Here is a 15,290-nt window from a genome sequence, read left to right on the forward strand (position 1 = left end):
AAATAAGAAGAATGTCAGGAAAAATAAAAGTAACATTTATTATAAATGATGGAGAAGAAAAAACAGTGGAAGCACCGATAGGGCTTTCTATTTTAGAAATTGCCCATAGTAACAATCTAGACCTTGAGGGAGCTTGTGAAGGATCGCTTGCTTGTGCTACTTGTCACGTTATTTTAGAAGAAGAATTTTACAACAAATTAAAAAAACCTACGGAAGCAGAGGAAGATATGCTTGACTTAGCCTTTGGTCTTACCAATACTTCTAGATTGGGATGTCAAATTATTTTAACCGAAGAATTAGACGACATAAAAGTACGCCTTCCTTCTGCTACTCGTAATATAAAATTATAATGGATTAAAAAAGTGATACGTAAAATACTTCTTTTTGTGTTTTTAGCCTTTACTATAATATGGTTTGCAACTGCATATACTATAAAAAATAACGTTGTAAGTTTAATTAAGAATTCTGAATCTGATAATCTTAAAATATCTTATAATGCAGTTAAGTTTTCAGGCTATCCTTTTAATTGGGAAATTACCGTAACGGATCCTAAAGTAAAATTAATTGAGCATGTAAATTCTAAAGAATTTACATGCAAAAATATTGTCCTAAATATAGCTTTTAGTACTAAAAGAGCCGCTCTTAATTTCGGTCCTTTTATTAGAGAAGTCGATAATTACGGCGACAAAACATTTACCTATGATGTACGCAGCGATGATAACATAAAGGGTATAGGAAAATTTAATAAACCTTTATATAAAATATCAAAAGATGATAATTTAAAAGAAATATTAAAATCAATTCAGTTAAATAATAAAGCATTATTGATATTTAAAGATAATCAAGAAATCTTTAAAATTAATGATTTAGCATTTCTTATAAGAAAACAGAATTTAGCAAGTGAGGAAAATATATCCTTATTTTTAAATATGAATTATTATTCAGAAAAAGATATTTTGAATTTTAAAAATGCTAATTTAGATATTGCTGCTTCTTTAAAATTTGCTGAAGACGGAGAAGATTCAGCTATTTTACAAAATTTTAATATAGAAAGATTTATTTTTACTTGTGATAATGATTCTAAAGTTAATTTAAACGGTGCTTTACAACTCTTTGCCAATAAATTACCGAAAGGAAAACTATATTTTGAGCTGGAAAATTATAATTCCATAGTTGATAAATTATTACCGAATAATATTATTTTTTCTAAGAAAATAATTAAAACAATTATTGCTAAAGCAATTAATAAAGCTTCCGACGCGCAATTAAATACAGAGCAAAATGATTCAAATTCGGCTTACAACAATGTAGAAAAAGCTAAGTTTGATATTGAGTTTTCAGACAAAGGAATAAATATCGGTTCTATTAATTTATTAGAACTAAAAATTGGTGAACATAAAGAAGACTAAAATACTGCAAATAATTCAAATTAGTTTTATGAACAATTTTAAACTAGCAACTATTATTAGCATATTTCTTATTTGCAGTAATATTTATGCTGATCCAAAAGTCATTAAAATCGGTACCGGCTCTATTTTAAAAGGATATTATGCTATTGGACTTGATTTATGCAAGACTATTACAAATGACGATAAAAATAATGAACATATTAAATGCGAAGTTGTTGCAACAAACGGTAGTATAGAAAATTTAAAATTATTACAACAAGGCAAAATTGATTTAGCCCTAGTGCAAGCTAATATTGCAGTAGAAGCATATGAGGGCATAGGTTATTATCACGATCAAGAAAAAATGCAAAATTTACGTCAGGTGCTTAATCTACATGATGAGTTTTTTACGGTTATTGTAAAAGATGAGGATAAAATAAAAGTTTTTGCTGATATTGACGGGGGGAAAATAACTAACGGTCCGGCATTTTCCAGTAGTAATATTACTTATGATGCCGTACGTTCTTTATATAAATTTGCTAAGGAACCTGAAGAGCTACACATTAATTATGAAGATTCTAGTGATAAATTCTGTAATAAGGAAATAGATGCTATAATAATGATGGTTGGACATTCTAACCCCTTAGTAAATTTAATAGCTAATAAGTGTGAAATTGATTTCGTTTCAATTGACAATGATAAAATAATGGAATTAATAAAACAAAATAGAGCTTTTCATAAAGCCATACTTCATAAGGGCTTATATCCAGGGATTACCGATGATCAAACCACAGTAAAAGTATCGGCAATCCTAGTAACTAGAGATGAGGCGAATCGTGATATTTTAGATAAATTTATCGGAGCTTTTCATAGAAACGTAGCAAATTTTAAACTTTCTAATTACTTATTAAATAACCTGGACATTAACTATTTCGCCGATACTAAAAATTTTGTTCTACCAAAACATGATTCAGTAAGAAACAAAAACTAACAATATCTTATGTCTGAAAATACCATATTTAAAAATATACTTATACCTATAGATTTAAATGATAAAAAATCTATAAAAGGTATTCTTTCTAAGGCTTTAATGCTTGCGACGAACTTTCAAGCAAAATTACATTTTATGTATGTAATTTCTGAATTCGGTACGAAAATGTTTGAAGATTATTTACCTAAAAATTGGAGAACGGAGAAAAAAGAAAAGTATAAAGCTCAAATTAAAGAGCTTATCAAACAATATATTCCCGATGAAATTGAAACAGATTATTATATAGGTAGCGGTGCAGTTTATGATGAAATAATTAAGCACTCTAATGAAATTAAAGCCGATTTAATAATAATTTCTGCAGTCAGACTACAATTAAAAGATTATATGCTTGGACCTAATGCTTCTAAAATCGTCCGTCATTCAGATATATCAGTGTTAGTAGTAAGAGACGAGTAATAAGTATTATTTACGACTCTTGGGAGTACATTGCTAGCGTGGGTCCATAATCGTCATTGCGAGCAGCCAGCCGTAGGCTGCGTGGCAATCCACAAAAAATAAAAAAAAATGCTATAAATTAGCATTTTTTTTACTGGATTGCTTCGTCAAAACTTACAGTTTTTTCTCGCAATGACGATTTTGGCTGTTATAACTTCACTTTCAACTTCATAAAGCCTTGATAGCTTTGATATTTCTTTTGTAAATGACAGTTATATTCAAGTAATACGCTTACATTATCTTTTTCAGTTAAAACGCTAGCACCGATATTATAAGCGACTTTAGGTTGCTTCGGTAATGCGATAGTGTCATTAACTTCTCTATCTTTCCATTTTACTTTAGCATTAAGTTTTTTACTATTATCATTAAAGTAATGTTCTACAGATGCTTGAAGTGCAGGCGTGACACTGAAACCTTCAGCTATTTTCTGCGGTGCTAAAGCTACCTTAGCGCCTAAAATACCGCTCCATAAATGCTGCTTTTTAGAAGCAATATTCAAATGCTGAATACCTACATGACTTTCTTGACATGTATCGTCTTTAGAGTGGCCATATCTTATACCAAGATTTGGAGTAAGAGTAATATCACCATTCATAAGATGATTATAACTTAATAAAGTTTCAAAGTTATAATTATTATTCTTATATTTACCGGTTGCAATAGTACCTAAACGGTTGATTTTACTCTTTACTATATTATGATTGTAAGCAAACATAGCTTGTATCATAAAGTTTTTCGGTAATTCTTTTTGTCCGTATAAAGTTACAATATGGCTATCGATATTAGCATTTGACCTGCTACCGTTAGATTTAAACTTTAAATCCAATTTAGTATAAGCAATACCGAATCTTTGTAGTTATCAGAACCAATATCAAAACCTATAGTACCGCCCGAAGCATGACCTTTATAACCGGCAAAACCTTTTGGCGTATTAGTTTTTTAATTTTATCGTTAATACTGACAGCATTGCCCCTTCAGCTTTAGCAAGGATTTCCAATAATTGAAGTCTATTTTCTAGAGCCATCTCTTGCTCGTTACGTCCTGTTTCTACTGCTGTATTACCTGTTAAAATCAACAACTTCAACACCAGCTGCACGTGCTTCTCTTCTTTCTCTAGCACCGTTAAGTACAAGAGCAACTGCTTGAAGTCTAGTGACTTCTATTATTTCGTTATTGAATAATCTTCTTTCCCACGGCATAAGATCATCAACAAGGTTACCGAAATCCGTACGGTCCTAAATTCCTTTTATAACATTAAGCTTTTGAGCAGGAGTTAATATCTAGTAGTCAGCAGTATGGTTTAATATATCATAGATTTCTATATCTGCTCTTGCTTCCCCAGTCATAGCGGTAAGGATTGCAGCATTAGCACAGCTAAATAAGAATAATTTTGTAAGTTTAGAATCTATAGATTTAATATTTTTTCCCATAATATCTAATTTCTTTTTAATAAATCTTAATAATTACTTAAAATATTAATATTTTTTAATACACAGAAATATTATGTCAAAATTTATATTGATAGGCTATAAAATAGGATAGTAACGTGGATTTTATATGATATTTTAGTATTTATAGGAAGCGTAAAACTTAATTTTGTTAACGTTTAGTTAATTTATTAATATCTTGTAGAGCATTATACAATATTTCTTCTATACATGCAAGCTATATTATTAAAATTTTCATTATTTTTAAAATGCTTTATAATGATTGTTATATAACATGATGTCATTCCCGCATGAATACCCAAGTTGTCATTGCGAGCGAACGTTAGTGAACGTGGCAATCTTCAGGAATTTTTCCAATATTGCTTCGTCAAAACTTACAGTTTTCCCTCGCAATGACGAAAAAATCATTCCACGCAAGCGCGCTTTCTTGCCTACGCGGAAATGACATTAAACTATAAGGTATATACTTTGCCTCTCAAAACCAAATTACTTTTTATTACAGCGGCATTATAATATTATATTTTGCTATTCCTCCTGCACCTTTACTTAAAGACGTAAGTTTCTCACAAAAAGTATTTGACCGAAACGGCGAGTTAATGCGTATTTCGCTTTCTAAAGACGATAAATATAGGATATTCACTCCTATACGTGAAATACCGGCAAGTTTTATAGAAGCAGTACTATTATATGAAGACAAGCATTTTTATGAGCATTTTGGCGTTAACCCCGTTTCTTTAGCCAAAGCTTTTTATTCTACTTATTTACAGAATAATCGTAAAATAGGCGGCTCTACTATAACAATGCAAGTAGCACGTTTAAGATATGGAATAAACTCTTCTACTATTCTTAGTAAAATCCATCAAATCATTAAAGCTATTCATATAGAGCATTATTCAAAAGATGAAATCCTAGAAGCTTATCTAAATCTAGTGCCTTACGGTAGTAATATTGAAGGGATAGCAGCCGGCAGTTATATTTACTTCAATCATGACCTAAAAGATTTAAATTTGATCGATATTCTAAGCCTTGCAGTAATCCTACAAAATCCGCTTAAAAGAGGCGGGAATGATATTAATATTTTTAAAGCACGTAAATATCTATTTACCGAGTGGCGATTCACCCACAAGATATTATTTATAATAAGTTAATTAGTTTGCCGATTAAATTTAATCAAAATAAAAAGCTTCCTTTTATTGCACCGCATTTTACTTTAGACATACTAGCAAATAATGATAGCCCTATTATACGCACTACTATAGATAAAAATCTGCAAGCTACTATAGAAAAACAAGTTCGGCTATATATTAATGATCGGGAAAAATATGGCATTAATAATGCCTCCGTAATTCTTCTTAATTTTACTACTATGAAAGTGCTTGCAAGTATTGGCTCCGGAGAGTTTTTTAATAACTATATTTGTGGACAGATTAACGGCACTAAAAGCCATAGATCTCCAGGCTCAGCTTTAAAAGCGTTTGTCTATGCACTTAGTTTTGATCAATCACTAATACATCCGTTAACTTTACTAAAGGATACAACTACTTACTACGATCATTGTAAACCGGGAAATTTTGATAGTAGGTTTGCAGGCGGTTTAAGTGCTAGAGAATCGTTAATAAAGAGTCGTAACGTACCTGTAATATTTCTGGCGTCTAAGTTAAAAAACCCGAATTTTTATGAGTTCTTACAACAAGCAAAAATTAGCGGCTTACGAAAACCTGAAAATTACGGTTTATCTATAGTACTCGGCACAGCAGAAATTACTCTTGAAGAGTTAACTACTCTTTATGCTATGCTTGGCTAATTTCGGTACTTATAAACCGCTTAGAAAAGTATTGGATTCTCCTATGTCATTCCTGCGAAAGCAGGAATGACATAGGAGAGGACAAGGATGACACGGACACCGTACTACTTATCCCCCGAGGCAAGCTATTTAACACTTGATATTATAAAAGATATGACTCGCCCTATTACCTATAATAATACAAGGCATAACTTACCGATTTATTGGAAAACAGGTACTTCCAGCTCATTTAGAGATGCAGTTAGCGTCGGCATATTCGGAAAATACGTACTTGCTGTTTGGGTTGGGGATTTCAAAGGGCAAACTCACGGAACATTTACGGGTAATATTTCTGCAGCCCCTTTATTCTTTAATATTATCAACCATAGCTAGACCAAATAAAGATGAGGATTTAATCCTTTCAAAAATTAATGCACTAAATATTACTAAAGTAAAAGTTTGTGCAGACACGGGAGATATCGATAACGATATGTGTCCGGTTAAAGCAGAAACCTTATTCATTAAAGGCAAATCACCGATAAAACAATCCGGTATTTATAGAAAAATGTTGATAGATTTAAAAACCGGTATGCCTGCTTGTAACTTTATTAAAGGACAAACAGAATATAAAACAGTAAATTTATGGCCAACAGATATGCTTTCGGTTTATCAAAAAGCAGGAATACATATACATATATTACCGAAACCAATACCTACAAACCATCGCAATAGGTTGATAAATTGACATCATCAAAAACCTAAAATTATATACCCGTTAAAAATTCCGTACATTCAATTAAAAATGGTGATAACATTACCTTTTGTGCGATTAGCAATAATAAAAACAACAACATTTCTTGGTTTGTGGAAAATGAATTAATAGCAACCGCAAAACCAAACGAAGCAGTAATATGGAAAGCAAAAGCCGGTGAATTTATTATTAGAGCTATCAGCGATAGCGGCGAAAGCAACAGTATAAAAATTTATATTAAAGAATAGATTAGCGGTTATATATGAAATTTAAAATTCCTACAGAAGTTGATATTAAACCTTTCACAGAAGAAGAAACTGCTCTTGATTCTTTAAAAAGCAAATATTCTAAATGCATTGACTGAAGTGAATTATTCACTAATACCAGCAGGAAAAACACCAGAAGCTACAGTAGTAATAGGATTACCTTATAGCGGAAAAAGCACATTTTTAAATGCTCTTGGGAACAACCTTAAGATTATCGAAAACGGTAAAGAATTTACATTTGATAAATATATTTGATTTTGAAATAACGCCGGAAATTCAGCATAAATATGAACCGGCTATATATGATCCCCAAAAATTTGAAATTGCAGAAAAAGTATTTTGGGAATGCTCTAACGGAGTACCTGATATAGTGCAAGAGTTAATCAATGTATTTTTCATTAAAAAGCTAGTTCAAATGACCGATAAATTAAAATTTATCATAGTAGCAAAAGAAGAGACCGTAAAATCCCCTAGTATCTTTAACAGGATTATAGAAGACTTTAAAAATATTTTTCCTACAGAAGAACACAAAAAATTAAAAGGAAATGTTATATGCATAATAACACAACATAATGAAAATAATCATGAAAACATTATACCGATGTTACAAAATAGCATTGCTATTAACAAGGATATATTAGAATTCTCTGATATAAAATTTTTCTATAAACCTACTTCTCAAAATGGGGAAATAAACCTCTCTCTAGAACTAAAACACCTAGAAGAGAGAAAAGGAGTACAAAATTTAGAGATAAGAAGCTAAGTTCATTGCTAAAGGAACAAGACAGTCTGATAGAAAATTTACATACACAAATATAGATAAATGTAGAATGTATAATTAATACTATCCAATCAATTTTTGAAGACTTTAATGTATATACACCTCTTAACTACTCAAAATTTTTAGATAATAACTATGAGTGTTATATTAAACCATATTTACTCCAATACAATATCCGGCTACAGAAAAAACTCTTTCTTGTTTTGAAGGATTAGCACAATTATCAGAATTTCAAGCTATCATATTAAACAAACAAGCTAATAACCTTATAGGGGTAATATTTCAAATTTTAGACCCTATTGAGAAATTTACAGACAATAAACCGGTTATTCAAGCTTACCGATATGTATTAAACCTACAAATTAAAGAATTATCATTATTTGAAGAAATGTTATCTACAACATGGTTTCAATCCAATGATTGCTATAGTTCCTTAATTGAAATATGTGATTTATTCATACAAAATAACTATCTATCTTCTATAAAAAATATAGAACCTAAACACGATCAACCGGTGCAATATTATAAAGAAGCCATAGAGTGGTTAAATAAGTACTCGGACAAAGCAGAAGTGACTCAAACTATAGCTAGCTGCTACTCTAAAATAGGTGATATATTGAGCGAAGAAGAAGATTATAATGGAGCTCTAACATGTAATGAAGAACTTAAAGAAATGTACAATAAAATCGGCGATATGCTATTTAACTTAGGACGTGAAGACCCAGCTATCATATTTTATAGAAAGAATAATAAATTAGACTCTATATAAAATGTTATGACAGTCTTATAAATAAGGCTGAAAAGCCTATAAAATATGATTTATATATGGCACAAGGAAACGAATTTTGCTTTCAAAAACAACAGGAAACAGATACTGCAGAATCATATTTTAAAGCAGCTGGTGTTTGTACGTGATCCTCAAAAACAACGAGATGCAATACTTATGGCATACAATACTTTCTTAGGAAACCCAAATAATAACGCAATTCAACAAACAGATATTTCAGAACAACAACAAAGAGAGGGATATCTTAATGGTATAATCGGCGATATTATTGATCTGTGATCGTTCACTGGTGTTAAGCGGCTTATTATTCCTCTCTGTCATCCCGTGATTTAACGGAATCCAGTAAAACATATAAAAATAAATTTTTATATGTTTATTTTGCATTTAGTGTAGGTAACAATATTGAAGTTATTTTTTCTGGCCCCCGTGGTCAGGCCCATGGGATGACAATGCAAAACCCATGAACGCTCACATTGATCCATCTATCTCAGTAAATCATTTATGCTTACTTTAGCTCTAGTAGTTTTATCGACTTGTTTTACGATAACTACGCAATAAAGTCCAGGCTTACTGGCTTCCTTAGCAGGTAATACTCCTGGAACTACAACGGAATAAGCCGGAATTCTGCCGTAAATAATTTCACCTGTATCTCTGTATACTATTTTTGTAGAGCTACCGATAAACACCCCCATACTAATTACTGCTCCTTCCTCTACTATTACACCTTCTGCTATTTCCGATCTTGCACCGATAAAACAATTATCTTCAATGATAACAGGCTTTGCTTGCAACGGTTCAAGCACCCCACCTATTCCCGTGCCGCCTGAAATATGGCAATTCTTGCCGATTTGAGCACATGAACCAATAGTAGCCCATGTATCAATCATTGTTCCCTCATCTATATAAGCACCTATATTAATGAAAGAAGGCATAATTACAACATTTTTAGCTATATAAGTACCGGTTCTAACAACAGCTCCGGGCACTTTGCGTATAGCTGCTTCTTTGAATATATTTTTATCAGTATCTGCAGAAAATTTAGGAGCAACTTTGTCATACCAACTATTATAATTGTTATTATAAAGTTGTGATTCCGTAGTGATAAAATATAGCAATATAGCCTTCTTTACCCATTCATTAACTTGCCAACTATTTTCTTTCTTTTCACAAACACGAATCGTACCTTGATTTAAGCTTTCTATACTATCATTAAGAGCTTGCTTTAATGTTATAAGCTTTGAAGAATCTTGAAGAAGTTTGTCCTTAATTTGCCAAGCTTCTTCAATTTCTTTAATAAGAGAGGACATATCTTTTAACTGTTTTATTGCCAAAAATAATAAATGAGATTATCATGAAGTCAAACATAATAATTATAATTAACTATGTATATTACTTGCCCAAATTGCCAAATAAGATTTATTGTTACAAGCAATCAAATAGGTATTAACGGACGACGAGTAAAATGTTCCAAATGTAGCCATTTGTGGTATCAGAAATTAGACTATAATACTAGTACATTAAATGACTTTAAAGATAAAGTAAACACGGAAACTATTAAAACTCCTATTAAAAATCATTACAATGCTAATGTGCCGGTTATTTTACCGTATATTCCTCCTAAGAAAAAATATAATATATTTCCAATATTATGGACTAGCTTTATAATTTTTTGTTTAGTGATATTACTAATAGATAGCTTTAAATTCTTAGGTAAATATGATCAATTAAAGATAGAAGAAATTAATTTAGGCAAATCTCATCATATAGGTGGTATGAAGATATTTTATAAATTATCTAATGAGTCTGATTATTTAATTTCCGATCCTATAATCAAAGTGAGAGTAATGGATACTAATAATCAAGCTTTAGATGAATATGTATCAATTACAAAACTACAAACAAAAATCCCTGCAAAACAAGCAATATATCTAGAAATGAATATTGAAGGGATCCCTATTACAGCAAAATATATTGATATTGCTATAGGTAATAGATTAGGACTTTTATTTAAGTGAGGACGTTGTTGTATAGACCAACAAAATCCACTGTCATCCCGTGGTTTAACCACGTGGTCCATCAAAACAATTAAAACACTATTGAGTATTGTACGAATGTTGCTGTTGACCTGAGTATAAAGGCAATTGATGTTATTCCCACGTAGGCGGGAATCCAGTAAAACATATAAAAACTTGTTTTTACATGTTTATTTTTATTAAATATGTAACCTATATTCAGGTTGTCTTGTCCCTGCCTTTGCAGGAATGACATACTAAACGTTCATACAATAGAGAGAGTCAAGCCACACTATAACACCTAACGCATTTTTCGCCCCACGCAACGATGCCATGTGGGAATGACATAGAGGCTATGCAACAACATCACTTAAAAATAAAAATACCCATAAGCCGAAGATTATGGGTATCACTAAAGATATAATAATTTTTTCGTGTATTAGGAAACACCACAACTTGAGCTATTAGTATCACTTGATACCATATTAACAATATCTGGAGCTTTAAATAATATAATAATTGCAGTAACTACCACTAAAGCTACTTCCCACTGCAATTTTCCTCTTAATGTTTGAATTCCCAGAACAATTATACCGACAACAGCTATACCTTTTGCAGTATTGCCTCTAAATACTTTAATTAACTTACATAATGCATCACCTACAGGATCGGCGACACTACTACTACCTAAGCTATCAAAAGCTACCATAATAATAGCCACGCTTAGAATAGTAAATAATATGCGTAATAATAGATTATAATCGATTAATTCTTCATTTAATTTACGAATAGGAAAGTTCATATGTTTTACCTCAATAAAATAATTAGCATTTAAAAAATAATGTATAATTTATTTGTATATAAATCAACTCCTAAATATATGCAATTTTAATTAATATGCAAAAATATTTTAAAAACACTTATTTTAAGTAACATTATAATCACATATAGTATAATTTAACTTCCAAATATATAAACAAATGTAAATAAAAATAACCAAACTACATCCACAAAATGCCAGTACCATGCAGCACATTCAAACCCTAAATGTCCATTACCTTCTGTAGTAAAATCTCCTCTTTTTGCTCTAAAGTAGCAAATTATTAGAAATATAGTACCTATAATTACATGAGCTCCATGCAAACCCGTGGCTAAATAAAAATTAGAAGCATATATGCCATCTGTAAATTTAAACGCCGCATGGTAATATTCATATGCCTGCATAGTTGTAAAAAATATTCCAAGCAATATGGTAAGAGCAAGTGCAGTTACACAATCTTTTTGATTTTTTTCTTCTAAGGCGTAGTGAGCCCAAGTAACGGTAGTACCTGATAAGAGTAGTATTAAAGTATTGATAAAAGGAATATCAAACGGCTCAAAAGTTTTAATTGTAGGTGGAGGCCAAATGCCCTGCTTTACAACCCATACACCGTCTAAAAGACCTACGGGTGATAGACTTGATTTAAAAAAAGAAGCAAAAAATACACCAAAAAATACTATTTCCGTTAAGATAAATAACGCCATACCTATTTGTAAACCTTTTCTAACAGGACTAGTATGCTGATGTTCGACTATTCCTTCTTTCACTATATCTCTCCACCAAGAATATAAACAGTAACCTACTGAAATAATCCCTGCAGATAAAATATATATATTAAATTTGTAGCCATGCATGAACGAGACGCCACCTATAACCAAAAGAAATAAAGCAAAAGATGTTAGGACGGGCCAAGGGCTTGGGTCTACTATATGGAATAAGTGCGATTTAGTAATAGAATATGAATTATTTAAAATTATCTTTTGACTCATATTGTTATTTTATATTTCCTAATTATCACCAATAATCACCAATAACAAACTACAAAAGTAATCTGCTATTCGCATGAGTGAAAATAAATATAAATTATTATTGATGTAAAAGCAAATTCTAGAAACAGATTATATAAAAAATATAACCAGTAACTCAGAATTACATTATTTATTATTAATGACAACTAAAATCTCTTGACTCTTTATATTATTCAACTAATATATAGACCGCTAATAATGTTTAAGCTCCATTGTTGCAAAACCAATCTGTCAAAACTTAATATTAAGTTATGCTAGGGGTCTATTATTTTATAAGTGAGTAAAATCATGAAGTATAATGGAGGTTGTTATCTTATAGCAACGGAGCTTAACCACTGGCACCTTTATTTATTAATTCTAGATTAGGTTTAGGCATAAATTAAATAAAGGAATTGCCAGTAGTATTAGCTATGTTTGATAAAAATAAAGATTTATTAATTCTAAAAAATACAAATGCAAAAAATTTAAAAAAAGTTTTTCTTTTCATCACCATTTCTAATAATATTATTAATGTTTTTTATTATCTTCTTAATATCTTAGAAGTAAAATATTTCTAGATTTTTCAGCTAATTAAGCTGTTAACTTTAAATTTTCTTACTTAAAATTATAGAGATACGACAAATTATCTTCACTATTTTACTAGTTATTTCTGTAAATATTGCCTCAGTACCATCATTCCTTATAGCAATATTTTTATGTTCAATTTCATCAAGTCGAAATTTAATAATATTATTTAATAATTCTGACTCAACATTTTTATTTTCTAAATAATTTATTTGCTGTTCATAATGTTTTTCTATTACTTCCTCTACACTCTCTGTAATAAGCATCGCAGTTTTTATCCCCATCAAGGAAGATAAAGCACCAAGTAAAAATCCGTAATGATGCCAAAAAAATAATAAAAACGTGGGTCTTACTTCTTTTTCCAGTAATTTTTTTTCAAAATAATTTAAATGCACTTCTTCGTGGTCAAGCATTTCTTTAATCAATATATGATCATCTTGAGATTTAATATATTTTAGCTGTCCTTGATAAATTCTTTTTGCACCATATTCTCCGGCATGATTAACTCTAATTATCTCGTGAATTTGTTTGTCAGGGTCAGAAAAATCAGGTCTAGGCATAATAATGTATACTAGTTTAATTTGAAAAATTGGCTACGTCATCTTATAAGAGTTACAGTGCTCACGTATTAAGTTATACGGTCCGCTCCTTGCCTTATAGTCTCCTTGCTCTTTTCCAAATTAAACTTCGTCTACTCTTCATTTACTTTGGAGTATACTTTGGAATAAATCGAAACTAGCAGGATTTAACTTATAATCCACTTCTGCCTGTTGTAGCACTTTTAAAGTCTTTAGACATTCAGTGAGGCTAAGACCGTTTGCTATCTTCGTAAAATCATTAATATACTGATAGAAAATCGGTGGTGATAATGATTTTATTGCGAGTTCCAAACGCTCACCGCTTTTTACTTTCGACAAAACTATATATAAATTTAAATAATGCCTTATTAATGCTCTAATAATTAAAACTTCATTGATATTTTGTTTTTTTAATATATCAAGCTCTTGCAGAAAATTACTATAATCTTTTTTTGAAAAATACATTGCTAAATCACTACCGTTTGCCGTAATTTCGCTACTTATAACTTCTAGAACGTCGTTTAAAGTAATTTCGCGTGCGTCGTGAACAAAATATATTAATTTATTTATTTCGCTACAAATTAAATCATGATCACCTTTTAAATGAGCTTTTAAATAAGTGATAGCTTCTTTACTTATAACTTTATTAGTTTTTTCTACTTTACCTAAAATAATTCGTTCAATTTTTGCTTCATCGTCATGATAACAAGCAACTGCCGCTAAATATTCTTCGGTTTCAAAAAACTTTCTAATGCTCCCACTAGAAGTCATTTCTTCACCTATAAATACAGGAAAATTTATATAATCACTGCTTAGAATTGTTTTTAAATTCTTATCGATTGAATTCCCAACCGATCTAATTTTAATTAATTCTTTTTGACCAAAAAAATTAGACGAATTAAGTAATATTTCTAAAGATGAAATATTAAGATCTGCGTATTCTATAGAAGTTTGTAGCATATTTAAGCTTTTTACTAAATGCTTACAAATTTTTTCTATATAACCTTTATCAGGACCATATAGTAAAAGAGCTCTAATCTTTCCGGATGTTATTAGTTCAAATAATCTACCTATTTGTGAAAAATAAAATTTCATAGCTTAACTATTTCCGTGTAAAATATAAAATTAATCTGCTACGAATTTCTTCTGCTGCTTGATATGCTAAGTCTATTCCTGTTTCATCTCTTTCAACATTTGTTGCATATGGTGTAAAAATAGCATTATATGACGTGTTTTGGTAAAACTTCTCTTCAATTAAAACCTTTTGGCTTTCTATATCAATTAATTTATATCTAACTAATTGATTAATATATTCCCTTAAAACATTGGAGTTTTTTTCAATAGTAGCAGGCATAGTTGTTGCGATAAGCTTTACTTTAAGCAAGTATTTTGCTTGTGCTTTCTGAGGTAAAATACTAGTTAAACGATGATAAAACTCAGCTCCTTCAACTGTTCCAATCGGTTCAACTTCAATAGCTTCTAAATCATTATTTCTACTGTATTTTTCACTATATAACGGTTTTAAATTACAACTGCTCATTAGAAAGAATATAATTATTACAAATAAAGAACGCATATATTAGATTAAGATTGGTTTT

The 15,290-nt window shown here is 30.4% G+C and carries 17 protein-coding genes and 3 pseudogenes; 11 read left to right on the top strand and 9 right to left on the bottom strand.

Features of this window, described 5'->3' with window-relative positions:
• The first annotated feature begins 11 nt into the window (after positions 1–11).
• From AB4K15_RS00665 to AB4K15_RS00680, 4 genes are read left to right on the top strand one after another with little or no spacing between them, the layout of a single operon-like run.
• A complete protein-coding gene (locus tag AB4K15_RS00665; RefSeq protein ID WP_500224767.1) occupies positions 12–350 on the top strand; it encodes a ferredoxin family 2Fe-2S iron-sulfur cluster binding protein in 339 nt (112 codons plus the stop codon).
• Between the two features lie 12 nt (positions 351–362).
• Entirely contained in the window at positions 363–1,409 is a 1,047-nt protein-coding gene (locus tag AB4K15_RS00670; protein ID WP_500224765.1) for an RP198 family tick cell line-upregulated protein, read from the top strand.
• A 28-nt stretch (positions 1,410–1,437) separates the two neighbouring features.
• The gene (locus AB4K15_RS00675) at positions 1,438–2,379 is read left to right on the top strand and encodes a TAXI family TRAP transporter solute-binding subunit (RefSeq protein WP_500224764.1); all 942 of its coding nucleotides are present in this window, start codon (positions 1,438–1,440) and stop codon (positions 2,377–2,379) included.
• Between the two features lie 9 nt (positions 2,380–2,388).
• Positions 2,389–2,835, top strand: a complete 447-nt coding sequence (locus AB4K15_RS00680) for a universal stress protein (protein ID WP_500224762.1) — start codon at positions 2,389–2,391, stop codon at positions 2,833–2,835.
• Positions 2,836–3,022: 187 nt separating this feature from the next.
• On the opposite strand, the gene AB4K15_RS00685 is transcribed toward AB4K15_RS00680, so the two are convergent.
• The 3 genes and pseudogenes from AB4K15_RS00685 to AB4K15_RS00695 all read right to left on the bottom strand — a co-directional run bounded on the left by AB4K15_RS00685 (position 3,023) and on the right by AB4K15_RS00695 (position 4,304).
• Positions 3,023–3,700 carry an autotransporter outer membrane beta-barrel domain-containing protein gene (locus AB4K15_RS00685; RefSeq protein WP_084698789.1) on the bottom strand — a complete coding sequence of 226 codons (678 nt, stop codon included), beginning with the start codon at positions 3,698–3,700 and terminating at the stop codon, positions 3,023–3,025.
• Positions 3,701–3,752: 52 nt separating this feature from the next.
• Positions 3,753–4,154, bottom strand: a pseudogene (locus AB4K15_RS00690) (cell surface protein).
• Positions 4,155–4,304 carry a hypothetical protein gene (locus AB4K15_RS00695; protein ID WP_500224760.1) on the bottom strand — a complete coding sequence of 50 codons (150 nt, stop codon included), beginning with the start codon at positions 4,302–4,304 and terminating at the stop codon, positions 4,155–4,157.
• A 486-nt stretch (positions 4,305–4,790) separates the two neighbouring features.
• Between AB4K15_RS00695 and pbpC the strand changes: the two are divergent.
• The 5 genes and pseudogenes from pbpC to AB4K15_RS00720 all read left to right on the top strand — a co-directional run bounded on the left by pbpC (position 4,791) and on the right by AB4K15_RS00720 (position 8,969).
• A pseudogene (gene pbpC, locus AB4K15_RS00700) lies at positions 4,791–7,104 on the top strand (penicillin-binding protein 1C).
• Between the two features lie 108 nt (positions 7,105–7,212).
• Positions 7,213–7,377: a hypothetical protein gene (locus AB4K15_RS00705; RefSeq protein WP_500224896.1), complete on the top strand. Its 165-nt coding sequence runs from the start codon at positions 7,213–7,215 to the stop codon at positions 7,375–7,377.
• Positions 7,378–7,492: 115 nt separating this feature from the next.
• Positions 7,493–7,763, top strand: a pseudogene (locus tag AB4K15_RS00710) (hypothetical protein).
• A 528-nt stretch (positions 7,764–8,291) separates the two neighbouring features.
• Positions 8,292–8,672 carry a hypothetical protein gene (locus AB4K15_RS00715; protein WP_500224759.1) on the top strand — a complete coding sequence of 127 codons (381 nt, stop codon included), beginning with the start codon at positions 8,292–8,294 and terminating at the stop codon, positions 8,670–8,672.
• A gap of 132 nt (positions 8,673–8,804) precedes the next feature.
• Positions 8,805–8,969, top strand: a complete 165-nt coding sequence (locus tag AB4K15_RS00720) for a hypothetical protein (protein WP_500224756.1) — start codon at positions 8,805–8,807, stop codon at positions 8,967–8,969.
• A 203-nt stretch (positions 8,970–9,172) separates the two neighbouring features.
• On the opposite strand, the gene dapD is transcribed toward AB4K15_RS00720, so the two are convergent.
• Entirely contained in the window at positions 9,173–9,997 is an 825-nt protein-coding gene (gene dapD / locus AB4K15_RS00725; protein ID WP_032073929.1) for a 2,3,4,5-tetrahydropyridine-2,6-dicarboxylate N-succinyltransferase, read from the bottom strand.
• A gap of 75 nt (positions 9,998–10,072) precedes the next feature.
• Between dapD and AB4K15_RS00730 the strand changes: the two genes are divergently transcribed.
• Positions 10,073–10,705: an MJ0042-type zinc finger domain-containing protein gene (locus tag AB4K15_RS00730; RefSeq protein WP_032073928.1), complete on the top strand. Its 633-nt coding sequence runs from the start codon at positions 10,073–10,075 to the stop codon at positions 10,703–10,705.
• Between the two features lie 436 nt (positions 10,706–11,141).
• Here AB4K15_RS00730 and AB4K15_RS00735 read toward each other — a convergent pair whose 3' ends face one another.
• Both AB4K15_RS00735 and AB4K15_RS00740 read right to left on the bottom strand, forming a co-directional pair.
• Positions 11,142–11,504 (bottom strand): TrbC/VirB2 family type IV secretion system protein, encoded by a 363-nt coding sequence (locus AB4K15_RS00735; RefSeq protein WP_032073927.1) that lies wholly within the window; start codon positions 11,502–11,504, stop codon positions 11,142–11,144.
• Between the two features lie 155 nt (positions 11,505–11,659).
• Positions 11,660–12,511 (bottom strand): cytochrome c oxidase subunit 3, encoded by an 852-nt coding sequence (locus AB4K15_RS00740; RefSeq protein WP_032073926.1) that lies wholly within the window; start codon positions 12,509–12,511, stop codon positions 11,660–11,662.
• A gap of 431 nt (positions 12,512–12,942) precedes the next feature.
• Between AB4K15_RS00740 and AB4K15_RS00745 the strand changes: the two genes are divergently transcribed.
• On the top strand, positions 12,943–13,107 hold the full coding sequence (locus tag AB4K15_RS00745; RefSeq protein WP_500224754.1) for a hypothetical protein: 165 nt from the start codon (positions 12,943–12,945) through the stop codon (positions 13,105–13,107).
• 27 nt (positions 13,108–13,134) lie between these two features.
• On the opposite strand, the gene AB4K15_RS00750 is transcribed toward AB4K15_RS00745, so the two are convergent.
• The 3 genes from AB4K15_RS00750 to AB4K15_RS00760 form a co-directional block, all read right to left on the bottom strand.
• Positions 13,135–13,674, bottom strand: a complete 540-nt coding sequence (locus tag AB4K15_RS00750; RefSeq protein WP_032073925.1) for a 3-demethoxyubiquinol 3-hydroxylase — start codon at positions 13,672–13,674, stop codon at positions 13,135–13,137.
• A 138-nt stretch (positions 13,675–13,812) separates the two neighbouring features.
• A complete protein-coding gene (gene holA, locus AB4K15_RS00755) occupies positions 13,813–14,787 on the bottom strand; it encodes a DNA polymerase III subunit delta (RefSeq protein WP_032073924.1) in 975 nt (324 codons plus the stop codon).
• 7 nt (positions 14,788–14,794) lie between these two features.
• A complete protein-coding gene (locus AB4K15_RS00760; protein ID WP_500224751.1) occupies positions 14,795–15,268 on the bottom strand; it encodes a hypothetical protein in 474 nt (157 codons plus the stop codon).
• Positions 15,269–15,290: the final 22 nt, after the last annotated feature.

This window comes from Rickettsia aeschlimannii (assembly GCF_047973405.1).
Classification (GTDB): Bacteria; Pseudomonadota; Alphaproteobacteria; order Rickettsiales; family Rickettsiaceae; genus Rickettsia; species Rickettsia rickettsii.